Raw genomic sequence first — 24,088 nt, 5'->3', positions numbered from 1 at the left:
CAAATTGGACTGTATTGTTGCGCAGGTGTGCAGGTGGCGCACCAAAAAGGTGCTTCTGCGTTGTCGAGGATCAGAAGAAAGGCAGGATGCTGCTTTTAGGCTCGGGCTTGTCCTTGAGCGGACATTCCGGGCGCACTCCGTAGTCACCCTCCTTGCAGGGATGAGTCGCGCGCTTTTGCGCGAGTGAAATGCGCTGCACGTGAAACGGCTGGTTCGGCGTTTTTTCCAGGACACGGCCAAGTTCGTCGAAAATCTCTACCGATAATTGATGCGTGCCCCGATCCACATTGCTCAGCGGGAAGACAGGGCTGCGTCCGGCCTCGCCGACGGCAACGCCATCCAGCAATAGCCGGTAGCTGTGACCCGGCTGTAAAACCGGTTCGCTGGTGACGGTAACGATCAGATCGCCACTGGGATTGACCAGCGTGGCGTCCGGCTCGGGCACCAGAATTCTCAGCAGTTGATAATGAAACATCGGCTGCACTGCGGGTTTGGCGGGGTGCGCTTTCAGGGTTCGGGTCGGCGGGGTGCCGGTCATGTTGTTGCTGGGTGGAATATCAACGCGTGTGGCGTTCTTGCGCGGCTGGTCGGTAAACACCCGATTGCCTTGCGCGTCGATGTAGGTATAGACGTCGGCAGCGGCTGGCAGCGCTATCAGCAGCAGCAAGCAGATCAGCGCGCTGTGCATTCTGTGTCTGTTCATGGTTTGCCGAGGTGCACGCGTTGAATGGTCAGCGTAATGGTCTCGCTCTGCTGAATGATCCGCTCGCCGTCTTTCACCACTACCGCGAAGCTGTGCTCGCCACGATCGATGTTGACCACCTGAAAGCGCGGCAGGTTGGAGGGCTGCCCATACAGATTGCCGTCCAGCAGCAATTGCAGGCGATGGTTCTGTTGCAGGCGTGGCTGAATCTTCACGCCTATGATGAACGTGCCGTTGTTGGCACGTAATGCTTCATCGGCTGGCAGGTCTGTCAGTTCCAGCACGTCATAGGCCGTCTGTGGCTGTGATTGTGGCTGAGGTTGTGCCGGGGCCGGTTGCGGCGCACTGTTGACGACCGGTCTGGAAGGCGTCTGCGTTTCTATGCTGTTGAGTGGCGGCAACTCGACCACTTCGGTCTTGGCCCCGTTGGGCGGCTGGTTGCTGAACGCGGTGTTACCGTTCGCATCGGTGTACTTATAGATCTGCGCCAGCGCGGGCAGGCTGATCAACAGCAGCAGGCAAATCAGACTTTGACGCATGGGACTCTCGACAGCAATGGCACAATTGGCCGTCAGCATAGAACACATCGCCCTATGCTGCGCTATCCGCCTGATGTGTCAGAGTTTCGCAGGACAAAGGTCGGCAGTGGCCAGTACCAGCGCCTGATCGTGAATCGGGTCGGTCTGATAACGCTTCAGCGCCGCATCCAGTTGCATCTGGCAGGTTTCCGCCTTGCGCAGTGGCTGGAAGTCCGCGTAGGCCTGGAGCAGTTGGGTTTGCAGGCGATCCAGCTTCGGACGGATGTCATCGACCAGGCTGAGTCTGACCGTGTCGGGCGCTTTGCCTGCCGCGTGCCACTGGGCGAGCAGGGCGTTCTGCACCTGTTTATTGGCTTCGATCTGGGCGCGGAACAGACGTTGAACATCATCGGGGTTCAGCTTGAACTCGGCAGCGCGGGCCTGCGCTGCGCTGATGACTTGCAGCTCGCGCGGCGGGTCCTCGACCGCTTTGCCACTGTCCCATTTGCTCAGGGCAACCTGATCCGCAATGGTCAGGCGCTCGCTGATGGCTTGCAACAGCGGCTCGATAGCAGAGGGCTTCTGCTCGGCGGCGAAGGCGAAGCAGGAAGACATGCACGTCAGGGTCAGCAGGGAAGAGGCCAGAAGCAGGCGCATGGCGGTCCATCTCGAGTTGTTGATGAGACGCAGATTTAACGCCAAGTTGCCGGATCAGGGCCAGTCTTGCGGGGTGAATAAAACTTCACGCCACAAAATCCAGGCAAAAAAAAGACCTCCCGAAGGAGGTCTCTTGTTACGCCATCAACGCTGGCGCGTCTGTATCAGCAGCTGTAGTACAGCTCGTATTCCAGTGGGTGTACGAAGGTACGAACGCGGATTTCTTCTTCGCTTTTCAGTGCGATGTAAGCGTCGATGAAGTCGTCGCTGAATACGCCGCCTTTGGTCAGGAACGCACGGCCCTTGTCCAGTTCTTCCAGCGCCTCTTTCAAGCTGCCGCAAACTTGTGGGATCTCTTTGGCCTCTTCAGGCGGCAGGTCATACAGGTTCTTGTCAGCTGCGTCGCCAGGGTGGATCTTGTTCTGGATGCCGTCCAGGCCAGCCATCAACAGAGCCGCGAAGGCCAGGTACGGGTTGGCCGAAGGATCCGGGAAGCGTGCTTCGATACGGCGGCCGCGTGGGCTGTTGACGTAAGGAATACGGATCGAAGCGGAACGGTTACGCGCCGAGTAGGCCAGCATGACCGGTGCTTCGAAGCCTGGAACCAGACGCTTGTACGAGTTGGTGGACGGGTTGGTGAAGCCGTTCAGCGCCTTGCCGTGCTTGATGATGCCGCCGATGAAGTACAGAGCAAGGTCGGACAGACCGGCATAGCCTTCACCTGCGAAGGTGTTCTTGCCATCTTTGGCGATGGACATGTGCACGTGCATGCCTGAACCGTTATCACCGTACAGAGGCTTTGGCATGAAGGTCGCGGTGCGGCCGTAAGCGTCAGCAACGTTGTGAACAACGTATTTCAGGGTCTGAACTTCGTCAGCCTTTTTAACCAGCGTGTTGAATTTCACGCCGATTTCGTTCTGGCCAGCGGTCGCCACTTCGTGGTGGTGAACTTCAACGGTCTGGCCCATTTCTTCCAGAGCGTTGCACATGGCGGTACGGATTTCGTGGTCATGGTCAAACGGCGGAACCGGGAAGTAACCGCCTTTGACGCCTGGGCGGTGGCCTTTGTTGCCGCCTTCCACGTCCTGATCGGACATCCACGAACCTTGTTCAGAGAAGATCTTGAACATGGAACCCGAGATGTCGGACTTGAATTTCACCTCGTCGAAGATGAAGAATTCTGGCTCAGGGCCTGCGAATACGGTGTCACCGATACCAGTGGACTTCAGGTATTCCTCGGCGCGACGAGCGATGGCGCGTGGGTCACGATCGTAACCTTGCATGGTCGACGGTTCGATGATGTCGCACACCAGGATCAGGGTCGGTTCTTCGGTGAACGGGTCCAGAACAGCGGTTTCGTCGTCCGGCAGCAAAATCATGTCGGAAGCTTCGATGCCTTTCCAGCCAGAGATGGAGGAGCCGTCGAACATCTTGCCGACTTCGAAGAAGTCATCTTCCAGCGCATCGCGAGCTGGCATGGTCACGTGGTGCTGCGTACCTTTAGTGTCCGTGAAGCGCAGATCAATCCACTTAACGTCATGATCTTTGATGAGTTGAACCGACTTCGACATGGTGTCCTCCGGGTGGCTAAGAACCGCCTTCTATAGGCTGGGTCCCTTGAATTTGGGTGATGCCGGCGCGAATATTCTGCCAAGGCAACCTGCCTCACAAGGGAGCAATTTGCATGCCAGTGCCCCGTGTTGGGTTTTTTGCTTCAAAAGCAGGCTTTCAGGGGATTTAAACGCGTCTGCCGAGAAAAGTACGCACCGTTATGGCGCTGCAGTTTGGTGCGTCGACTCTTTTTGGTGCGCTGATGATCGGGTATACGATAACTGGTTAAACGTTGAGCAATTTCCGCTATAATCCGCGCCCCCCTTTTTCAGTCGGCACCTCACGCGCTGTTTCCATGAAACTAATCGTTAAAGTTTTTCCAGAAATCACCATTAAAAGCCCGCCGGTGCGCAAGAAATTCATCCGGCAACTGGGCAAGAACATTCGTACCGTGCTCCGTGAAATGGACGCGGACATTGTCGTGGGTGGCGTATGGGACAACCTTGAGGTGGAGACCCGCCAGACCGACCCCAAAGTGCTTCAGGGCATCAGGGACCGGCTAAGTTGCATGCCCGGCATTGCCAACTTTCTGCAGGTGGCCGAGTACCCGTTGGGCGACATGGATGACATCGTTGCCAAGTGCAAACTGCACTACGCCGACCTGCTGCCCGGCAAGATGTTTTCAGTGCGTTGCAAGCGCGCCGGTCGCCACGATTTCAGCTCGATGGATGTCGAGAAATACGTCGGTAGCAAGTTGCGCATGCAATGCGGTGCTGCCGGAATCGAGCTGAAAAAGCCCGATCTTGTCGTACGGATGGAAATTCGCGACCAACGGTTGTTTGTCGTTCATGACCAGCACCAGGGCATGGGCGGCTACCCGCTGGGTGCGCTGGAGCAGACCCTGGTATTGATGTCCGGCGGTTTCGATTCGACCGTTGCGGCCTACCAGATCATGCGCCGCGGCCTTATGGCGCACTTCTGCTTCTTCAATCTGGGCGGAAGAGCCCATGAACTGGGCGTGATGGAAGTCGCTCACTTTATCTGGAAGAAGTACGGCAGTTCGCAGCGGGTGCTGTTTGTCAGCGTGCCATTCGAGGAAGTTCTCGGAGAAATTCTGCAGAAAGTCGATAACAGTCATATGGGTGTAGTTTTGAAGCGTATGATGTTACGCGCTGCATCCGCCGTGGCTGATCGTCTCGAAATCGACGTGCTGGTAACTGGCGAAGCGATTTCACAGGTTGCCAGCCAGACGCTGCCAAACCTGTCGCTGATCGACGCGGCTACAGACAAGCTGGTCCTGCGACCGCTGGTCGCGAGCCACAAGCAAGACATCGTGGACCTGGCGACTGAAATAGGCACTGCCGACTTTGCCCGCCACATGCCTGAGTATTGCGGGGTGATTTCGGTCAACCCGAAGACCAACGCCAAGCGAAATCGCGTTGAGTACGAAGAAAAACAGTTCGACATGGCGATTCTCGAGCAAGCGCTTGAACGCGCGAAGCTGATTTCGATCGATCGGGTGATCGACGATCTGAGCCGCAATGTCGACATAGAAGAAGTCAGCCAGGCGCTGGCCGGTCAGGTCATCATCGACATCCGTCACCCGGATGCCCAGGAGGACCAGCCGCTGCAAGTGCCTGGCGTGGAGATACAGACGTTGCCGTTCTACGCATTGAACAGCCGTTTCAAGGCACTGGATGACACGCGCCAGTACCTTTTGTATTGCGACAAAGGCGTCATGAGTCGCCTGCATGCTCACCATTTGCTCAGTGAGGGGCATGCCAATGTGCGCGTTTATCGACCGAGCTAAGTGCCCGGGGCTGTTTGCCTGTGGCTTGCGTCACCGGCCCCCCGACACCAGTCGTCATGCCGTAACGGCTTTTGCCGACTCGAAATAGTTAATCGCTGCCTTATAAAATAGTTAATCGCTGCCTTATAAACAGTCAGCAGACCGAATCCTCTGATCGAGATACACAAGTGATCGAAAATCTACGCAACATCGCCATCATTGCTCACGTTGACCATGGTAAGACCACCCTGGTAGACAAACTCCTGCGCCAGTCCGGCACCCTTGAGCGCAACGAGCTCAACGACGAGCGCGTGATGGACTCCAACGACCAGGAAAAAGAGCGCGGTATTACCATTCTCGCGAAGAACACCGCGATCAACTGGAATGGCTACCACATCAACATCGTGGACACCCCGGGCCACGCCGACTTCGGTGGTGAAGTAGAGCGCGTGATGTCGATGGTCGACTCCGTACTGCTGCTGGTTGATGCCCAGGACGGCCCTATGCCGCAAACCCGTTTTGTGACCAAGAAGGCTTTCGAAGCCGGCCTGCGTCCAATCGTGGTCATCAACAAGGTTGACCGTCCAGGCGCGCGTCCGGACTGGGTTCTGGACCAGATCTTCGACCTGTTCGACAACCTGGGTGCCACCGAAGAACAGCTGGACTTCAAAGTCGTCTACGCCTCGGCCCTGAACGGCATTGCCGGTCTGGAACACACCGACATGGCTGAAGACATGACTCCGCTGTACCAGTCGATCGTCGATCACGTTCCTGCGCCAAAAGTTGACCGTGACGGTCCTTTCCAGATGCAGATCTCGGCTCTGGACTACAACAGCTTCCTGGGCGTCATCGGTGTTGGCCGTATCGCTCGCGGTCGCGTCAAGCCAAACACTCCGGTTGTTGCCATCGATGCCGAAGGCAAGAAGCGTAACGGTCGTATCCTGAAGCTGATGGGTCACCACGGTCTGCACCGTGTGGACGTTGAAGAAGCAGCTGCCGGCGACATCGTCTGCATCAGCGGCTTCGACCAGCTGTTCATCTCCGACACCCTGTGCGACCCACTGAATGTCGAAGCGATGAAGCCGCTGACCGTTGACGAACCTACCGTTTCGATGACCTTCCAGGTTAACGATTCGCCGTTCTGCGGCAAGGAAGGCAAGTTCGTCACCAGCCGTAACATCAAGGAACGTCTGGACAAGGAACTGCTGTACAACGTTGCCCTGCGCGTTGAAGAAGGCGACACCGCCGACAAGTTCAAAGTCTCCGGCCGTGGTGAGCTGCACCTCTCGGTACTGATCGAAACCATGCGTCGCGAAGGCTTCGAAATGGGTGTTGGTCGTCCGGAAGTGATCATCCGTCGCGTAGGCGACGTGAAGCACGAACCGTACGAAAACGTGACCATCGACCTGCCGGAAGAATCCCAGGGCGCGATCATGGAGCAAATGGGTCTGCGTAAAGGCGACCTGACCAACATGGTTCCGGATGGCAAGGGCCGTGTTCGCCTCGAGTACAACATCCCGGCCCGCGGCCTGATCGGTTTCCGTAACGAGTTCCTGACCCTCACCTCCGGTGCTGGCATCCTGACCTCGATCTTCGACCGTTACGACGTGATGAAGTCCGGCGACATGTCCGGCCGTCAGAACGGCGTTCTGGTTTCGGTTGAAACCGGCAAGGCGCTGACCTACTCCCTGGAAACCCTGCAAGCGCGCGGCAAGCTGTTCGTCGAGCACGGTCAGGAAATCTACGGTGGTCAGATCGTTGGTCTGAACAGCCGCGACAACGACCTGGGTGTGAACCCTACCAAAGGCAAGAAGCTCGACAACATGCGTGCTTCGGGCAAAGACGAAACCATCGCCCTGGTTCCACCTGTCAAGTTCACCCTTGAACAGGCTCTGGAATTCATCCAGGACGACGAGCTGTGCGAAGTAACGCCGAAGTCCATCCGTCTTCGCAAGAAGATCCTGGACGAAAGCGAGCGTACCCGCGCTGCCAAGAAAGCCAAGGCTTGATACTTAGCCCGCGCTGAATAAAAAACCCCGGTCGAGAGACCGGGGTTTTTTATGCCTGATGGATTATCGGGACACGCAACCGGCTGAAGCTCAGGGCGGGTATCAAGTGTCTAGCGCTTGCCACCCACCGGGGCCAGCAACAATTCGATACGTTGCTTACGGATACCATCCGCTGCGGCTTCAGCAAGCGCGGCATCGGTGATGATGGTGTCGAACTGCTCGAGCCCGGCCACCTTGTACATGCCGAAGGTGCCGTATTTCGAGCTGGTCGCGACCAATACGGTTTGCGAGGCTGACTGCATGGCGGCCTGTTTGACCTCGACTTTCAGCGCCGACGGTGTAGTCGTGCCGCGTTGCAGGTCCCACGAACTGGTCGACATGAAGGCCACATCGGTCGCCAGTTGCCGCAACGTCGCTGCCGCCAGCCCGCCTACGCTGGAGCGGTTCGGGTGATCGAGCAGCCCGCCGGTGTGAATCACATCCACATGCGCAGCGTCGGCCAGCGCGTTGACTACGCCGAAATCATTGGTGACCACAGTCATGCCTGACAGCGCGATGATATGAGGGACGATTTCGAGTGTGCTGGTGCCTGCGTCCAGATAGATCGTCATGTCCGGGTGCAGCAAACCCGCCGCGAGCCTCGCCATGCCCTGTTTGTGCGGCAGCTCTATAACCGCCTTGGACTGATGGCTGGGCTCGCTGTGCACCTGGCTGGCGATACGCACGCCACCGGTGACTGAATAGGCCCGGCCTTCCTGTTCCAGCTGGGCGATATCGCGGCGGATGGTCATGTGCGAGCAGTCGAACATCTCCATCAACTGATGAACGCTGAGTACCTGATGCTTGCGCAATTGACGCAGCATCAGCTCCCGGCGCTGATCGGGGATCATAGGTGTACCGCCGGAAATGGCGATCTCCTCTTCAGTGGACATTCGTGCTCCTTGATGAGCCGCCAAGACAACAGGCGGTCCGCGCATCTTAGCCAATCGCTCCGGCAATGGAAGCAGCGACGGGCCTTTTTGCACGGACTTGCTCATCTTTGAAGCCGACACACCTCAGCTCATCCAGTTGCCACCATCGACGTTATAGGTCTGCGCGACCACGTATTCACTGTCCGGCGAAGCAAGGAAAATCGCCATGCCGGTCAGGTCGTCCGCCGTGCCCATGCGTCCGTATGGCACCTGTTCGCCGACCAGTTTCTTCTTCTCGCCCAGCGGGCGGTTTTCATAGCGGGCGAACATCGCATCCACGCCATCCCAGTGTTCGCCATCGACCACGCCCGGTGCGATGGCGTTGACGTTGATACCGTGCCTGATAAGGTCCAGCCCGGCCGATTGGGTCAGGCTGATCACCGCGGCCTTGGTCGCGCAGTACACCGCCACCAGCGCCTCGCCACGCCGACCGGCCTGGCTGGCCATGTTGATGATCTTGCCGCCGTGCCCCTGGGCAATCATTTGCCTGGCTGCTGCCTGCAAAGTGAACAGGGTGCCCGCGACGTTGATCGAAAACAGCCGCTCGTAACTGTCGCGGGTGATATCGACAATTGGTGCCAGATCAAACAGCGCGGCGTTATTGATGAGGATATCCAGCTTGCCGGTCTGTGCGACCACGGCGGCGATGGCCTGATCGATGGACGTCTGATCCGTCACGTCCATGCTGACCGCGTAGGCGTTGGGCCCCAGCTCGTTCGCCGTGGCCTGTGCGCGTTGCAGATTGATATCGGCAATGGCTACACGAGCACCTTCCTGGATATATGCCTGGGCAAACGCCCGCCCGATGCCTCGCGCCGATCCGGTGATCAGCGCGCTTTTACCTTCAAGTCGTTTCATGGGTTCATTATCCGTCCAATACAGTTGAGGGCCGCAGCTTTACTTCGGATAACCGGCGCGTTTCATCTCGCGTTCGGTGACGGCCTGTGCAGCGCTGAGCGCCTGTTCAGTGGTGGTCTGGCCGGTCACGGCAGCGGAGAACAGCTTGCCGACCGACGTGCCAATGGCCTGGAACTCGGGAATGGTCACGTACTGGATACCAACGTAGGGCACAGGCTTGGCCGAGGGGTGCGCCGGGTCGGCGTGTTGCATCATCTGCAGCGTGACCTTGGCGAATGGCGCAGCTTTCAGGTAAGCCTCGCTGTAGGTGGAGGCGCGTGTGCCAGGCGGCACATTACTGATGCCGTCTTTCTCGGCGACCAGCTGGATATAGGCTTTGGACGTCGCCCAGGTGATGAACGTCTTGGCCGCGTCCTTGTGCTTTGAGGTGGCCGGTATCGCCAGCGACCAGGCGTAGAGCCACGAAGAGCCCTTGTCAGTCACTTCAACCGGCGCAGGCGCAAAGCCGACGCTGTCGACCACCTTGCTCTGTTCCTTGTCCGTCGTGAAGGAGCCGGCCACGCTGGCGTCGACCCACAAGGCGCATTTGCCGCTGTTGAACAGCGCGAGGGTTTCGTTGAAACCGTTGCTCGACACGCCCGGCGGGCCGTACTTTTTCAGCGTATCGACGTAGAAATTCGCCGCTTTGCTCCATTCCGGACTGGTCAGTTCGGGCTTCCATTGCTCATCGAACCAGCGCGCGCCAAACGCGTTGGCCATGGTGCTCAGCAGCGCGATGTTCTCGCCCCAACCGGCCTTGCCGCGCAGGCACATGCCGTAAACGCCCTTGTCGGGTTGATGCAGCTTCGCCGCGAACTCACCCATTTGGGTCCAGGTTGGCTGCTGCGGCATGCTCAGACCTGCCTGCTTGAACAGGTCGGTGCGGTAATAGGTGATCGTGCTTTCGCCATAAAAGGGCAGGGCATAGAGCGTGTCCTTGACCGACAAACCCTGGCGCACCGAGGGAAATATGTCTTCCAGTTCGTACTCGGGCGCAAGGCCGGTGATTGGTTCCAGCCATTGCTTGGCACCCCACAGTGGCGTTTCGTAGGTGCCGATGGTCAGCACGTCGAACTGGCCGCCCTGCGTGGCGATGTCGGTGGTCAGGCGCTGGCGCAGGACGTTTTCTTCGAGCACTACCCAATTGAGTTTGATATCAGGATGCTGCTGTTCGAAGATTTTCGACAGGCGCTGCATGCGGATCATGTCGCCGTTGTTCACGGTAGCGATGGTCACGGTCTCGGCGGCCTGCGCTGCCATGCTGCTGAGGGCGACGGACACGCCCGCTGACAGGAAAAGCGCTTTGCGGATGTTCATCTCAGGGCTCTCCACCCCGCGCCTTGTCTGGCGGGAGTCATTGTTTTTGTTGTTGGCCACGGCTGAATCACCATGGTGGACGGCTCGATTACAGCAGCCTGTTGCGGCCTGAACAAACGCACGGCGAACGATCGGCTGATACTTTTTTAACCGCTTGCCACGCGGCGCTCTGAAAGCAAAAAAGTACCAGTAGCGGATTAATTGTGAGCTAGCACTGGCCGAGCCGTAGGGCGTATGTTTAGGTGTCCATAGAGCATTTATAACGATAAAAGGGGCATCCAGTGCCTGACAGCCGAGCGGCTTTGTTTGAGCAGCGTCCTGCCGAGCTTGAGGTTATTCTCCCGCAACCAGACCACTGCTTTCGCTGGTACGAGCACGACTATCCCTACTCGCTGGCCCGCTGGAACCACCATCCAGAATTTGAAATCCACCTGATCCGCCAGGGCAGTGGCAAGCTGGTGGCCGGTGATTACATCGGTGAGTTCGGTGCCGGTCATGTGGCCCTGATCGGTCCCGATCTGCCCCACGACTGGATCGGCGATCTGGCCCCCGGCGAGCACTTGGCCGGGCGTGACGTGGTGTTGCAGTTCGATGGCGCGGCGTTGCTGGCGCTACGTGAGACGCTGCCGGAACTGGGCGATTTGCAGCGTCTGTTCGAACAGGCACGTCGCGGGTTGGAGTTCACCGGCGAAACGGCCATGCAGGCTGCGCAACTGCTGGAGCAGATCGGCCCGGCACAAGGCCTGGAACGGCTGATTCTGTTTCTACAACTGGTCAATACACTGATGAAGGCACCTGTGCAGGAGGCTCGTCTGCTGGCCAGCGCCTGGTACGCCCCGACCCTGGATGCGCGCAGTTCCGAGCGGATCAACAAGGCGTTCGATTATCTACTGACTGAATTGACCAGCGATATTCGCCTGTCAGTCATCGCGCAACGGCTGGACATGAGTGATCCGGGCTTTTCGCGCTTCTTCAAACGCACCACCGGGCATTGTTTTATTGATCTGATGCGCAAGCTGCGGGTTCAGCGGGCTTGCCGGTTGCTGCTGCACAGCGAGATGTCGGTGTCGGACATCTGCTTTGAAGTGGGTTACGCCAACCTGTCCAACTTCAACCGGCATTTCCGCGTGGAGATGCAGCAGACGCCCAGTGAGTACCGGCGCGCCGCTGCATCCGGCTGATCAATGCTCTGCGGGCTCTTTCGCCTGAGGCGAACGAGTGACGGCATGCACCAGCTTACCGATCGTCAGGCCCTGCAAGAGGATCGACAGCAACACCACGATGTAGGTGATGCTCAGCAGCAGGTCGCGCTCCGGCCCGGTGGGCAAGGCCAGCGCCAGTGCCACCGAGACACCGCCGCGCAAGCCGCCCCAGGTCAGGATGCGGATCGTACCGTGCGGCACCTTACGCCAGCGACGCAGCAGCAGAATAGCCGGGGCCACGGTGACAAAGCGCGACAGCAGAATTGCCGCGGCCAACAGGCTGGCGGCAATCAGGTGCTGCCAAGAGAACGGCAGCAGCAACAGCTCCATGCCGATCAAAGCAAACAGCAACGCGTTGAGCATGTCATCCAGCAATTCCCAGAAACCGTCCATGTAACGACGGGTCATGTCGTTCATCGCCAGATTACGCCCCAGGTTGCCGATGATCAGCCCGGCCACGACCATCGCGATAGGGCCTGACACATGCAGCTCGGAGGCCATCGCCGAGCCGCCGATCACCAGTGCGAGAGTCAGCATGACTTCGATCTGATACTGCTCGATGCTTTTGATCATCAGGTACACGGCATAGCCAATCAGGCCGCCGAACAGCACACCGCCGACTGCTTCGTGGACGAACAGCAGGGCGGTTTCGCCAACCGTCGGCGTCTCGCCCAACTGCGCGATACCCAGCAGAACGGTGAACACCACCACTGCCGTGCCATCGTTGAACAGGCTTTCACCAACGATGGTGGTTTTCAGCGGTTTGGAGGCGTTGGCGGTACGCAACACACCGAGCACGGCAATCGGGTCGGTGGGCGAGATCAGCGCACCAAACAGCAGGCAGTACAGCGGGCTGACGTGCCAGCCGAACAGGGCGAAGATCCAGTAGGCCAGCGCGCCGATCACGGTGGTGGCAATCAGCACACCGAAGGTTGCCAGCAGGCCGATGGGCCAGCGATAGCTTCTCAGGTCGGCAAGGTTGACGTGCAGCGCCCCGGCGAACAGCAGGAAGGACAGCATCCAGTTCATCAGCAGGTCGCCGAAGTCGATCTGACCGATCAGCTGTTGTACGCGATCTTCCAGACCGGGATAGCCCAGAAAACTCAGTCCTTGCAGCAGCAAAGAGAACATCAGCGCGGTCACCATCACGCCGATGGTGGGCGGCAGACCGATAAAGCGATAGTTCACATAGGTCAGCAGCGCAGTGAGGCAGATAAAACCAGCAGCAAGTTCAAGCATCCGTCATTCCAGAATCCGTAAGTGCAGTGTCTCGATCACCGTAACCGAGCCTGTGTTTGATGGACCGGATCCATGTCCAGACACATCGCGACACGACACAGTGGGGTTTGCGTTGACCACGCCGATGCGGTGATGTTGCAAAAAAGGCAGGAATCAGTGAATGAGGCAGACTTGAAAGCGCAAGAAGCGGGGCATTGTAGACACAAAAAAGTCAGCCCGGATAACGGTCCGGGCTGATGGGGGATGTAACAGTGGGTGGCCTCCCTGGCAGGTTCAGAATCATTGGCTGTTTCTGCACCCGCTCAGGACCTGGTACTGCACGGTGTTCAACTTGCCTTTGGAGTCCTCGTAGGTCATCAGTTTCGGCATCACGCTACAGGTTTGCAGATCCGGGGATTTGCGAATGACCTTGGCGACGTCGAGCTTCATTCCGTATTTGTACTCCTTGATCTCCGGCATCGGCTTGTTATGGATAGCCGCGTATTTCTGCACGCTGGCCTGGTGTTCCTTGATCACTGTGGTGGCTTTGACTTCATCAGTGGTGTAAGCGTAAGCACTCAGTGGCGAAAGAATGACCAGAGCAAGTAACAACGATTTGGCGGTGCGCATTTTCTTTTGTCTCCGTTTGAATGTGGTTCAACCTTACCCAGTGCGCACTAACCGGAAAGTGGCTGAAACATTACAAATCGGTAATCTCGCAGATGTCAGCTTTCTAACAGTATTGTCATCCTCTGCTCACCTTCCTGTTAGCTACCCGGACGTAAGCTTGTTTCATCCCTGACGAGCACTGCGCTTTTAAGGAACTCCTTACACACCGAAAGAGGTAATGATGATGAAACTGATCAAGTCGATGGTTTTCGCCGTAGCTGCCTTGTCCGCCACTGCAGCCTTCGCCGACGACGGCAACGAATACGCAAGCACAGCGGCTGACAAGATGCGTCTTGCACAGGAACTGCGCTTCAAGGAACAGAACAGCAGCAACAAAGCCGAGCGCTACGTCAATACAGACGACAACGCCAAGGCCGAGCGGTCGACCAAGTCCGAAGGCTGATGCCTTTGATGCCCGACCCGCTGCACCCCCATTCGCCCTTTGTAGCTCCCTGCTCCTTTGGTCGGGGCGAATCTTTAAGCGTCCTTCGGGGCGCTTTTTTTATTCCCGTATCTACACAAATCGTTATCACGCCCGTGCTCCAGCGCCCGTGGGAGCGAGCTTGCTCGCGAAAAGGCCGGTACAGCCGCCAGAAGGAACGCACTTGAACCATGGAATGCCGTTCTGGACGCCCTGCGTCCTATCTTGAATGTCTGATTACACCGGTCAAAGCGTATTTTATTTTATTGAGCAACGGCGTGCTGTAATGCACTTCCTTTCATATTTGTAATCTTTCCGTCACCTCGGCGTTATATTCGCCACTTCAAGATTGTGCCCCACTGGCAGCGCTCGGGTTAATAAAAACAGCCAGATCGACATGTTTATAACAATCTGCCGATTGGACGGAGCGCACATGACTCAACTTAAAACTCTATCACTGGCCCTGTGTTCGACCCTCGCCGGTGTCGCACCGGCTGCCGTATTCGCTGAAGAGCAGAAAGAAGGCTTCATCGAAGGCAGCACGCTGACCGTACTCAACCGCAACTTCTACATGAACCGCGACCACCGCAACGGCGAATCCAGCCCTACCGGCAATGGTTACTCCGAAGCGTGGGCGCAAGGCATCATCGGGCGATTCCAGTCAGGTTTTACTCAAGGCACCTTCGGCGTCGGGGTCGATGCATTTGCCATGATCGGTATCAAGCTCGACACCGGTGACGGCCGCAACGCGTTCGACGTGCTGCCGGTCGATGGGGAAGGCCGCGCCCGTGACGAATACACCAAGGTAGGTGGCTCGCTGAAGGCCAGAGCCTTCGACACCGTCGTCAACGTGGGCGATGTCTTTCCCTCCACCCCCGTGGTTGCCTTCGGCGACTCCCGACTGCTGCCGGAAAGCTTTCGCGGCGTTACCGCCGTCAACAACAGCATCAGCGGCCTGACCCTGCAAGGCGGTCGCCTGCACTCCATGAGCCAGCCCGTTTCCAGCAACCAGCGCGACGGTTTCGTCACCTTCTACGGCGGTGCCGTGGACTCTCCATGGGTTGCCTACTTCGGCGGTGACTATCAGGCCACCGACAGGCTGAGCCTTGGCCTCTACACCAGCCGACTCAAAGACGCCTGGGATCAGAAATACGCTTCAGCGTCCTACGTGCTGCCGCTCTCTGACGACCTGTCGCTGACCAGCAGCCTGAACTACTACAACGCCACTGACGAAGGCAAAAAACTGCTCGGCGAATTCGACAACGACATCTGGAGTGCAAAAGTCGCCCTGCAATACGGCGCGCATACCCTGTCGCTCTCGCACCAGCGCAACGAAGGTGATGACGATTTCGACTACCTCAGACAGTCCGACTCCATCTACCTGGCCAACTCCATCCAGTACAGCGACTTCAACTCACCCAAAGAGCGCTCGTGGATGGTCACCTACAACCTCGACATGTCCACCTTCGACGTGCCCGGCCTGTCATTCATGACCCGCTACGGCAAAGGCACCGACGCCGACTACTCCAACGCCAACAGCACCTACATGCGCCGCGACGCACAAGGCAACCCGCTGACCGACCAGAAACGCTGGGAGCGCGATATCGAAGCGAAATACATCGTGCAGACCGGGTCACTCAAAGACCTGTCGCTGCGCGTGCGCCAGGCAACGACTCGGGCCACGGCGTTTGAATCGGACCTGGATGAGGTGAGGGTGATTGTGGAGTATCCGTTGAGTGTGCTTTGAGGGGGGATGATTGAGTGAGGCGTCCTTTGGGGCGCTTTTTTTTTGAAGAGGCGCGAATACTCTGACAGGCCAGGTTTTATGACTGGCATGTGCAGCGGAATTACGGCATCTATCCTTGGCTAATGTTTTGCAAATGATGATGCTTGCATTTGAAATTGTTTGATTTCTTGATGGTTTTGGGTGTTCTGATGTTTGTAACTTGTTACAGGGGAGTATCAGTTTTTTTGTGTTCGGGCTGGTTAGGGCCTGCCGTCAGGCAGGCCCTTGTTTTACCAGCTCGGTCTGGTAAATCGGTCTCCGTACAGGATCGCAAATTGATTCATTGCCACTTTCCAGTCGTGTGCCGCATGACCCCAGTTGGCGGTGATGTTGCGCAACCCAAGCCATATCAGTTTCGTCGCGGCCTCATCGGTCGGGAAGTGCCCTCGAGTCTTGATGATCTTGCGTAACTGGGCATTGATGCTCTCGATGGCATTGGTCGTGTAAACCACTTTGCGGATGCCCGCCGGGAAAACAAAAAACGGTATAACCCGATCCCAGGCGCGACGCCATGCAGCAACCACAGTCGGATACTGCTTGCCCCAGGGGCCCGCTTCAAAGGCGTTAAGCTCTTGCTCAGCCACATCTGCATTGATCGCCTGGTAGATCGGCTTGAGTGCTTTGGCCAGTGCCCGACGTTTATCCCAAGCGGCATAGTCCAAGCTGTTGCGGATCAGATGCACGATGCAGGTTTGCAGCGTCGTGGCAGGAAAAACCGCCCCCAACGGCTCCGGTATTCCTTTGAGGCCATCCGTGACGGCGATCAGAACATCTTCAACGCCACGAGTCTTGAGGTCGTTGAACACCTTCATCCAAAACTTGGCACCCTCGGTGCTCTCGATCCATATACCCACAATGTCGCGCGTGCCATCAGGTAATACCCCCAGCGCCAGATAAATAGCCTTGTTGCACACTAACCCCTCGTCCCGGATTTTGACCCGTAACGCATCGAAGAAGATCACCGGATACATCGGTTCCAAGGGTCGTTGCTGCCAAGCGCTCACCTCTTCCATGACCGCATCGGTGACTGAGCTGATGAAGTCATGGGACACGTCAGTTCCATACTGCTCAGACAGAAAAGCGCGGATCTCACGCACCGTCATGCCCCGGGCGTACATGGCAATTATCTTGTCGTCGAAGCCTGTAAAACGGCGTTCGTGCTTGGGAATCAGGATCGGGGCGAAGCTACCATCGCGGTCTCTGGGGATATCCAGGCGAAGCGGCCCGTCGTCGGTCAGAACCGTCTTGCTGCTTTTGCCATTACGCTGATTGGTCGACTCCTCAGGGCGCTCCGCGCCCTGAGGGCAACCAAGGTGGTGACCCAGCTCGGCGCCTAGCGCACGCTCGATCAGAGCCTTCTTGAACGCCATGGACGCGTCTTGAATGGCTTCGGCGCTCATCGGGCCTTTAACAAACTGCTCGATCAGCTCTTGGGGAATCGAGGGCAACTCCCTCGCTGTTGCATTGGCGGACTTCTTTTTGGTCGGCATACATGCACCTCTAGCTACATGTTATGCCCGAACACAAAATTTCTGACAGTCTCTGTTACAGGGTTTGGTTGTGTCGAACTCGGGTTTTTATCTTAGTGACATGCAGCCGTCAATCTCAAAGCTTTCAGAGTTTATTATGAAAATTACAAGATAATTTTCTATTTCCAAGGGGACCCAGCTTCGCAATGCCTCATCTTTTGAAGCTTCAAGCGATGCTGCACATAGGTCTGCGCCATTAAGTTGGCGCCCTTGGGCTGCCAGGTTGCTGGCTCTGAATTCTATAATGAATTTTAACGTGTTTTTATTTTGATCATCATAGATAGATACTTCTGGAGGTAGCAAGGATGAAATATCAGATATTTTGGATTTTTTAATTAATTTACGTGTGATAGGGTCGCAGAGATTCGAAGAAACGTACGTTTTGAAGTCGACTTTTTCTATTATATCTTTAGCTTTCATTTGGGTGATGGTTTTCAAGATTATTAATATCGGGGCTGTGAGCTCGCTTTGATACGGTATTCATGATGTTAAAATGAGCACTTGACTGCCGTTTTTTCATCTCTTAATCCTCACTTAAGCCACAAGCCCTCAAAAAAAACGGCAGTGGCATTTCCTGTTCACTATCCGTGCCTGAAGATAAGACATCCCCTAAAGTAGCAGTTCCACGCTCAAAGTTTAACAGAATATCGAAACAGTTGAGCTCCAAACCTCTTATGGCGAGCTGGGCTCCTGGCTTTATAGACTTCTTCACAGCAGTCGCAAGCAACTCTCGGACAGAATCGTTAAACTCCTGCTCCAAAAAGGCATTAAGTAAATCATTAGTCATAGCGCAATCTCATTTTGTGAATGCTGTATGCATGATTCAGTTTCTAATATTTACCTTAATAATGCTGGTTGACTTTCCGGAAGTATTCACGACTATAGCCTTTTCAACGTTATACTCTACCACATATCCACTCGGGCTATTCGGCCTCATCTTTATATATCGCAAAATTCTACCCGTACAGCTCGATATATTTTGCCTATACATCGCCACTTTTGGAAATCAGAAAATAATTGAGTCTAAAATAAACTGTAGTTTCACCGGGTCCGCAGCATTCCCAAAATAATATTCATTCCCTCCATCATCGAGCAGCTCAGGGGGTGTCGATTTCCAATACAGCACGAAATATTTCTCGTCCAACAAATCCTCTAATGCGCCTGCGTCATCATATGTTGATACTCTAATGTAAGGCCCATATTTCGAGTGAATAGATACCACCACTCTCTCTCCGACTTTTGAATCAATCATATTTCACCTACCAATTAATGCTGTTAAACCAGTCCAACTCCTGCTGAGTAGGAGCTCGTTTGATATCTTTAGTATCTAGAGGGTTCTCATATCGTATTGGGCGTGTTGCTCCAGGTACATAAGGGTTAAGTTCTGTTTCTTTGACTCGAGTACTGGTCATATCGAATTCCGTGCCGTCTTTATAGGTTATTTTCACTCCCGGCTCACCAGCCTTACCACCTAGTCGAGTGGTGTTCTTTGTTGTTCTGGTAGTAATCGTTCCGATTTTTTTTGCACCACCCGAAAATCTATTGCATAGACCTAACGGATCAACCCACCCATAAGGATTAGGTGCATATTGATAGAGATTATCCCCCCCCCACTCAGCCCAATCGGATCCTGCGTAATAAACCGCCCAATCTCAGGATCGTAATACCGAAACGTGTTGTAGTGAAGCCCCGTCTCGACATCGAAATACTGCCCCTGAAACCTCAGGTTCTGCTCGACCTCGTTCACCACCAGCTTCTCAATCGCCCCCCGCGGCCGATATTTGGCCTGCCAGACGATCTGCCCTTCGGCGTCGGTCATCTCCAGTGGCGTACCGATCTGATCGGTGTGGAAGTAGTAGACCTTGTTCTCTGCCTCGCCCTCTTTCTCATCAACACGGGCCAAAGGCGCATAGCTGCCAGGCTCATACAGATACAAGCTGCTTTGTTCCGGGCTTTCTTCACGCAGCAAGCGAAGGCCTTGCCAGAGAAATAGTCGATGGTCTTTCTGCCCCTTGATCTCCCACTGTTTGCCAATGCGCCTCCCCAGACTGTCGTATTGATAGCTGCTGGTGCTTTCCACTTGGCTGTTGGCCATGGTCTCGGTTTTGACCAGGCGGTTTTCGCTGTCGTAGGTGAAGGTTTGCCAGCGGACGATGCCGACGATTTTCTCGACCAGGTTGCCCCACGCGTCGTACTTGTATTCGTGGTTGCTCCATTGCTTGAGACGGTTGTCTTTGACGCGGTCGAAGCGGTTGGTGTTGAAGTTCAGGCGGTTGCCAGCGGCGTCGTAGCGGAATTCTTCGCCTTCGAAGCGTTTTTCGGGGTTGTGTTCAAGCAGGCGGCTGTTGGCTTCGTATTCGTAGGTGACCTCGCCGCGCAGTTTGTCGAGGGTGCGGCTCAGTTCGCCGGCCGGGTCGTATTCGTAGCGGCGGTGGAGCGGGTTGTAGGCGTGCTCGACGTAGCGTTCTGGCTTTATGAGCGGGTTCTGGATCTGTGAGAGTTTTTCAGCGGGCAGGGTGGTTGCGTACTGCCAGGTCTTGCGGCCAAGGGCGTCGTAGCTTTCATTGCTCAGCGTCACGAGGCGTCGTACTGGTAGGCGACTATCAGCCCTTTAGGGGCCTGACGTCTGGTCGTCAGGCCACGTGCGTTGCGGGCCAGATGGGTGGTCTGGTCCTTGCCGTCATTGTGTGTCAGGACCTGACCGTGAGCGTTGTAGGTGAAGCTCTCGCGAGTGCCGTCCGGGTGGTCGATGCGCAGCACTTCGCCGCCGGGCTTGCGCTCCAGCGTGGTGGTGTCTGATTCGGTTTTTAATGAACTGGTTTTTAATACCCAGGATCAATATTTACACTTTCGATATCCATGGCGCAAAAAAAGCGTTCAATGGATAAGTTTTCGCTAGTTGGTACTTTTAATAGTTGACTAGGTTAAAGTTTAAATATAAGTGCTTCTCCATTTTTCATTATCTTTAAATTCGCGCTTCTGTATTTTGCATGCGTTATCGGCTATCGAGAAAGTCAATCTGTATGTCTGTGCTAGACCGTGTTTTTTCTTATATACAACAGTTGCCTTTTTTTGTGAGGGTGCCTCTAGTTTCACCGAATTGTGTTCGAATTCATATTCAGGATGTGCGCTGCATACTAGGTTTTCTAATCGGTCATAGTTTCTGCCTTTCCTAGTAACATGAGTAGAAAAAATTGCTAGTAATTCAGCATGCGCACGTTCATCCGCGTCAGGTAAATCATCATCTGCATCTCTCATCGCTCTTTTGTGTTTGTAGAACCAAAGCTCCCAGTTGCACAATGCAGTCGAAAAATCACGAAATGTTTTCTCCACAATTTCCTCGCTGAGAATTGTTTCGCTTTTAGTTTTTGAACTCTGTGCCATCGATTAACTTCCCGTTACGGTAAAAATCATAATAAATATTAGTAGGCCGTGTGCCACCATTTGCATATTTGAAAATAATTTCAATGTCAACTGGTCCGTTATTTTTCACTTCGTTCGCAATGACTCTTTCGAAGTCTCGGAACAGCCCTCGATTAACTTCTGATAACTGCGGAAACACCCCATCCTTACCACCCGATCCACCAAGAAGCTTAGCGATTATATGACCAGCATCATCGTTTTGATTTCCAAGGCTTCTCGCCCAGCTCCGTGATGACGCGTTTGTGGCTGTTCCGCCTTTTTTGATGTCATTCTCGGTAATTGTAGCCGTCGCTCGCAAAGGCTGTCCTGCGGGGCCTCGGGTAACAGTAGCATTAACGCACCAGCCTAACGGATCAACCCACCCATAAGGATTAGGCGCATACAGATAGAGATTATCCCCACCACTCAACCCAATCGGATCCTGCGTAATAAACCGCCCAATCTCAGGATCGTAATACCGAAACGTGTTGTAGTGAAGCCCTGTCTCGACATCGAAATACTGCCCCTGAAACCTCAGGTTCTGCTCGACCTCGTTCACCACCAGCTTCTCAATCATCCCCCACGGCCGGTATTTGGCCTGCCAGACGATCTGCCCTTCGGCGTCGGTCATCTCCAGCGGTGTGCCGATCTGGTCGGTGTGGAAGTAGTAAACCTTGTTCTCTACCTCGCCCTCTTTCTCATCAACACGGGCCAAAGGCGCATAGCTGCCGGGCTCGTACAGATACAGGCTGCTGTGCTCGGGACCCTCTTCACGCAGCAGCCGCAATCCCTGCCAGAGAAAGCGTTTCTCGTCGCTCTGGCCTTTGATATCCGACTGTTTGGCGACGCGTCTGCCCAGGCTGTCGTACTGGTAGCTGCTGGTGCTCTCCACTTGACTGTTGGCCATGGTCTCGGTTTTGACCAGGCGGTTTTCGCTGTCGTAGGTGAAGGTTTGCCAGCGGACGATGCCGACGATTTTCTCGACCAGGTTGCCCCACGCGTCGTACTTGTATTCGTGGTTGTTCCATTGTTTGAGGCGGTTATCTTTGACGCGGTCGAAGCGGCTGGTGTTGAAGTTCAGGCGGTTGCCAGCGGCGTCGTAGCGAAAGGCTTCGCCTTCGAAGCGTTTTTCGGGGTTGTGCTCAAGCAGACGGCCGTTGGCTTCGTATTCGTAGGTGACCTCGCCGCGCAGTTTGTCGAGGGTGCGGCTCAGTTCTCCGGCCGGGTCGTATTCGTAGCGGCGGTGGATCGGGTTGTAGGCGTGTTCTACGTAGCGCTCGGGCTTTATGAGCGGGTTCTGGATCTGTGAGAGTTTTTCAGCGGGCAGGGTGGTTGCGTACTGCCAGGCTTTGCGGCCAAGGGCGTCGTAGCCGAAGCAACTGGTGAGTTTGCCTTGCGTGCGATAGATCTCGCGGTGCAGGTCGTCGCGTTCCATGTCGCTGATCAGCTGGCCGTCGAGGTTCAACTGGTGCAGGTGACCGCTGCCGTAATACAGGTGGTTCAGGTGCTGGCCGGTGGGAAGGGTCAGCGTGGTCAGGTTGCTGAGTGGATCGTAGTCGTAGGTCAATGCGCCCTGGGGTGAAGTCTCCTGTGTCAGGCGGTCAGTTTCTCTGCAGTGATACCGAGTTTTCTACCTTCTCTAGGCTTACGCTCCAGTGTAGTGTTTTTGTCTGATTTTTAAGGAATAGATTTTTAATGTATAGAATAATGACTATGCTTTTAATATCAAAAGGTTGACCATGTTAGAATAAAATTAAAGTGTCGATTCTTGCCATTTCTCTCTGCGTAGAGCCTCTTTTTTTCTAATCATCCATCCTGATTGCGAGTTGACTAAAGTGAACTTAAAGCATGCCTCAAGTCCAGAAGATTGTTCAACGATAAAAGAAGCGGATTGATCGCTTTCTTTGTCCGTTTTCACCTTGTCTCTTATAGGGTCATACATTGTAGGCTCTCCACACGCCAAACCTTCTAATCGTGCCCAGCTTTTCGGAGATTTTATTGAGTGTTTTTGCAAGATTTCTTCAAGTTTTTTTTTATAGTTTTCACTACATGAGTTTGCATCAATACCTTTTTCTATTAAAGAAAATTTTTCGCGAAAAAAACTACTTTCCCATTCATTCATGTCGCCAAGGAACTGTATTAGCACATCAAGGGGTTTAGGTTTTTCTTTCATGGGTTCCTCTAATTGTCAAATATATTAAATAGTATGCGCTTGCCATTTTGTGAAACGTTGTACAATATCTGGTCCGGGCGTGTTGAAGACTTTCCATATACAAATTTTATATCTACGTCTACAGGGCCTTTTTTTAGTACATACTCGGCAACGTCCTTTTCGAAGTCTCTAAAAAGCCCCCTGTTAATTCCCGGAAGTTGAGGGAAAACACCATTTTTTCCTCCAGCTCCACCGAGTAGCTTGGCGATTATGTGGCCCGCATCGTCGTCCGGATTGCCAAGGCTTCTCGCCCAGCTCCGGGACGACGCGTTTGTCGCAGTTCCGCCTTTTTTAATGTCATTTTCGGTAATCGTAGCCGTCGCTCGTAGAGGCTGTCCTGCGGGGCCTCGGGTAACATTAGCATTGACGCACCAGCCTAATGGATCAACCCACTCATAAGGATTAGGCGCATACAGATAAAGATTATCCCCCCCACTCAGCCCAATCGGATCCTGCGTTATAAACCGTCCTATCTCCGGATCGTAATACCGAAACGTGTTGTAGTGAAGCCCTGTCTCGACATCGAAATACTACCCCTGAAACTTCAGGTTCTGCTCGACATGGCTCATCACAAGCTTTTCTGTCATTCTCCCAAGCCCGATATTTTCTCTGTCAGACGATTTGCTACCATGCTTCGATCATTTTCAGCCGGCTTGCTATATCGCTCATCGTGAAGTGATATAGAAGGGCTTTCTTCGCCTCCAACTTCGCGTTGATTGACTCTAGCGAGCGCGTAAAGATGCCGATAATTTTAGTATTGTAAATACTCTTTATACTAGTAAGAGTTGCATTCGGGTTGAGTGATTTATAATGGGGCGCGCCGCCATTTATCATCATGGTTTAAGATCTCCTTTTTCTTTATCAACCATTCATTATTTTGGAGTTTTAGTGTTATTTTCGATAAGGTTTCTGCTCCAGCAGTTTGCTGCGCTGTTATAGAAGCAGAGTTTTTTTCGCTAGCTATTGTTTCCAATATATCGCTTTCGGGATCGTATGTGGGTGGGTTCGTACAGCCTAAGTCTATTAGTCTGCCAAAGTTACTTTTGTCTTCTATCACATATTTCTTTAGTATTTCTTCTAGTTTGCTTCTATAGGCTTTCTTTAAGGATAGATCATCTTTACCCTCTGTTAGTTCTTTTTTTCTTAGTCTGAAAAACTCCGTTTCCCAAAGGTTCATTTCTTTCATGAACTTTTCAATGGTTTCCAGCGCTTGGCTTGAAGATTCTTTATTGTTCAT

The 24,088-nt window shown here is 54.6% G+C and carries 21 protein-coding genes and 3 pseudogenes; 5 read left to right on the top strand and 19 right to left on the bottom strand.

Annotated features, from left to right (window positions below; translation table 11 throughout):
* Positions 1–70 precede the first annotated feature (70 nt).
* The 4 genes from AC4ANE_RS25905 to glnA form a co-directional block, all read right to left on the bottom strand.
* Positions 71–688, bottom strand: coding sequence for a DUF4124 domain-containing protein (locus AC4ANE_RS25905; RefSeq protein WP_005733882.1), 618 nt, complete (start codon positions 686–688; stop codon positions 71–73).
* Between the two features lie 11 nt (positions 689–699).
* The gene (locus tag AC4ANE_RS25900; RefSeq protein WP_002555718.1) at positions 700–1,242 is read right to left on the bottom strand and encodes a DUF4124 domain-containing protein; all 543 of its coding nucleotides are present in this window, start codon (positions 1,240–1,242) and stop codon (positions 700–702) included.
* Positions 1,243–1,320: 78 nt separating this feature from the next.
* Positions 1,321–1,878, bottom strand: coding sequence for a chorismate mutase (locus AC4ANE_RS25895; RefSeq protein WP_002555717.1), 558 nt, complete (start codon positions 1,876–1,878; stop codon positions 1,321–1,323).
* Positions 1,879–2,042: 164 nt separating this feature from the next.
* Positions 2,043–3,449: a glutamate--ammonia ligase gene (gene glnA, locus AC4ANE_RS25890; RefSeq protein ID WP_002555716.1), complete on the bottom strand. Its 1,407-nt coding sequence runs from the start codon at positions 3,447–3,449 to the stop codon at positions 2,043–2,045.
* 335 nt (positions 3,450–3,784) lie between these two features.
* Here glnA and thiI point away from each other — a divergent pair, with 335 nt between their 5' ends.
* Positions 3,785–5,239, top strand: coding sequence for a tRNA uracil 4-sulfurtransferase ThiI (thiI, locus tag AC4ANE_RS25885; RefSeq protein ID WP_002555715.1), 1,455 nt, complete (start codon positions 3,785–3,787; stop codon positions 5,237–5,239).
* Between the two features lie 167 nt (positions 5,240–5,406).
* Entirely contained in the window at positions 5,407–7,227 is a 1,821-nt protein-coding gene (typA, locus tag AC4ANE_RS25880; protein WP_002555714.1) for a translational GTPase TypA, read from the top strand.
* Positions 7,228–7,337: 110 nt separating this feature from the next.
* Here the strand turns inward: typA and AC4ANE_RS25875 are convergent, their stop codons facing one another.
* The 3 genes from AC4ANE_RS25875 to AC4ANE_RS25865 all read right to left on the bottom strand — a co-directional run bounded on the left by AC4ANE_RS25875 (position 7,338) and on the right by AC4ANE_RS25865 (position 10,412).
* Positions 7,338–8,159, bottom strand: a complete 822-nt coding sequence (locus AC4ANE_RS25875) for a DeoR/GlpR family DNA-binding transcription regulator (protein WP_002555713.1) — start codon at positions 8,157–8,159, stop codon at positions 7,338–7,340.
* A gap of 123 nt (positions 8,160–8,282) precedes the next feature.
* Complete coding sequence (locus AC4ANE_RS25870; RefSeq protein WP_002555712.1) at positions 8,283–9,056, bottom strand: L-iditol 2-dehydrogenase; 774 nt, start codon at positions 9,054–9,056, stop codon at positions 8,283–8,285.
* Positions 9,057–9,095: 39 nt separating this feature from the next.
* Complete coding sequence (locus AC4ANE_RS25865) at positions 9,096–10,412, bottom strand: ABC transporter substrate-binding protein (protein WP_002555711.1); 1,317 nt, start codon at positions 10,410–10,412, stop codon at positions 9,096–9,098.
* Between the two features lie 281 nt (positions 10,413–10,693).
* Here AC4ANE_RS25865 and AC4ANE_RS25860 point away from each other — a divergent pair, with 281 nt between their 5' ends.
* Positions 10,694–11,593, top strand: coding sequence for an AraC family transcriptional regulator (locus AC4ANE_RS25860; protein WP_054072679.1), 900 nt, complete (start codon positions 10,694–10,696; stop codon positions 11,591–11,593).
* On the opposite strand, the gene AC4ANE_RS25855 is transcribed toward AC4ANE_RS25860, so the two are convergent.
* Together AC4ANE_RS25855 and AC4ANE_RS25850 are read right to left on the bottom strand one after the other, a co-directional pair.
* Complete coding sequence (locus AC4ANE_RS25855) at positions 11,594–12,853, bottom strand: cation:proton antiporter (protein WP_004654928.1); 1,260 nt, start codon at positions 12,851–12,853, stop codon at positions 11,594–11,596.
* A 279-nt stretch (positions 12,854–13,132) separates the two neighbouring features.
* On the bottom strand, positions 13,133–13,462 hold the full coding sequence (locus tag AC4ANE_RS25850) for a DUF2790 domain-containing protein (protein WP_004663292.1): 330 nt from the start codon (positions 13,460–13,462) through the stop codon (positions 13,133–13,135).
* A gap of 217 nt (positions 13,463–13,679) precedes the next feature.
* Here AC4ANE_RS25850 and AC4ANE_RS25845 point away from each other — a divergent pair, with 217 nt between their 5' ends.
* Positions 13,680–13,904, top strand: coding sequence for a hypothetical protein (locus AC4ANE_RS25845; RefSeq protein ID WP_004663296.1), 225 nt, complete (start codon positions 13,680–13,682; stop codon positions 13,902–13,904).
* 451 nt (positions 13,905–14,355) lie between these two features.
* Entirely contained in the window at positions 14,356–15,669 is a 1,314-nt protein-coding gene (locus tag AC4ANE_RS25840; protein WP_044423795.1) for an OprD family porin, read from the top strand.
* Positions 15,670–15,938: 269 nt separating this feature from the next.
* On the opposite strand, the gene AC4ANE_RS25835 is transcribed toward AC4ANE_RS25840, so the two are convergent.
* From AC4ANE_RS25835 to AC4ANE_RS25790, 10 genes and pseudogenes are all read right to left on the bottom strand, one after another.
* Positions 15,939–17,198, bottom strand: a complete 1,260-nt coding sequence (locus AC4ANE_RS25835) for an IS256-like element ISPsy17 family transposase (protein ID WP_460408603.1) — start codon at positions 17,196–17,198, stop codon at positions 15,939–15,941.
* Positions 17,199–17,285: 87 nt separating this feature from the next.
* Positions 17,286–17,675 carry a hypothetical protein gene (locus AC4ANE_RS25830; RefSeq protein ID WP_169790068.1) on the bottom strand — a complete coding sequence of 130 codons (390 nt, stop codon included), beginning with the start codon at positions 17,673–17,675 and terminating at the stop codon, positions 17,286–17,288.
* Positions 17,676–17,760: 85 nt separating this feature from the next.
* Positions 17,761–18,024 carry a hypothetical protein gene (locus tag AC4ANE_RS25825; RefSeq protein WP_057431362.1) on the bottom strand — a complete coding sequence of 88 codons (264 nt, stop codon included), beginning with the start codon at positions 18,022–18,024 and terminating at the stop codon, positions 17,761–17,763.
* Positions 18,025–18,243: 219 nt separating this feature from the next.
* Positions 18,244–18,489, bottom strand: coding sequence for a hypothetical protein (locus AC4ANE_RS25820; RefSeq protein WP_080392311.1), 246 nt, complete (start codon positions 18,487–18,489; stop codon positions 18,244–18,246).
* A gap of 208 nt (positions 18,490–18,697) precedes the next feature.
* Positions 18,698–20,036 (bottom strand): annotated as a pseudogene (locus tag AC4ANE_RS25815) (RHS repeat domain-containing protein); the annotation flags it as partial.
* A gap of 132 nt (positions 20,037–20,168) precedes the next feature.
* Positions 20,169–20,621, bottom strand: coding sequence for an NTF2 fold immunity protein (locus AC4ANE_RS25810; RefSeq protein ID WP_080718958.1), 453 nt, complete (start codon positions 20,619–20,621; stop codon positions 20,169–20,171).
* Positions 20,599–22,283 (bottom strand): annotated as a pseudogene (locus tag AC4ANE_RS25805) (RHS repeat-associated core domain-containing protein); the annotation flags it as partial. The pseudogene AC4ANE_RS25805 and the gene AC4ANE_RS25810, both read right to left, overlap by 23 nt.
* A gap of 109 nt (positions 22,284–22,392) precedes the next feature.
* Entirely contained in the window at positions 22,393–22,812 is a 420-nt protein-coding gene (locus tag AC4ANE_RS25800) for an NTF2 fold immunity protein (RefSeq protein WP_054082432.1), read from the bottom strand.
* An 8-nt stretch (positions 22,813–22,820) separates the two neighbouring features.
* Positions 22,821–23,463 (bottom strand): annotated as a pseudogene (locus tag AC4ANE_RS25795) (RHS repeat-associated core domain-containing protein); the annotation flags it as partial.
* 193 nt (positions 23,464–23,656) lie between these two features.
* Entirely contained in the window at positions 23,657–24,088 is a 432-nt protein-coding gene (locus tag AC4ANE_RS25790; RefSeq protein WP_010196009.1) for an NTF2 fold immunity protein, read from the bottom strand.

This window comes from Pseudomonas sp. Pme6b (assembly GCF_058129925.1).
This window is presented reverse-complemented; position numbering and strand designations above follow the sequence as displayed.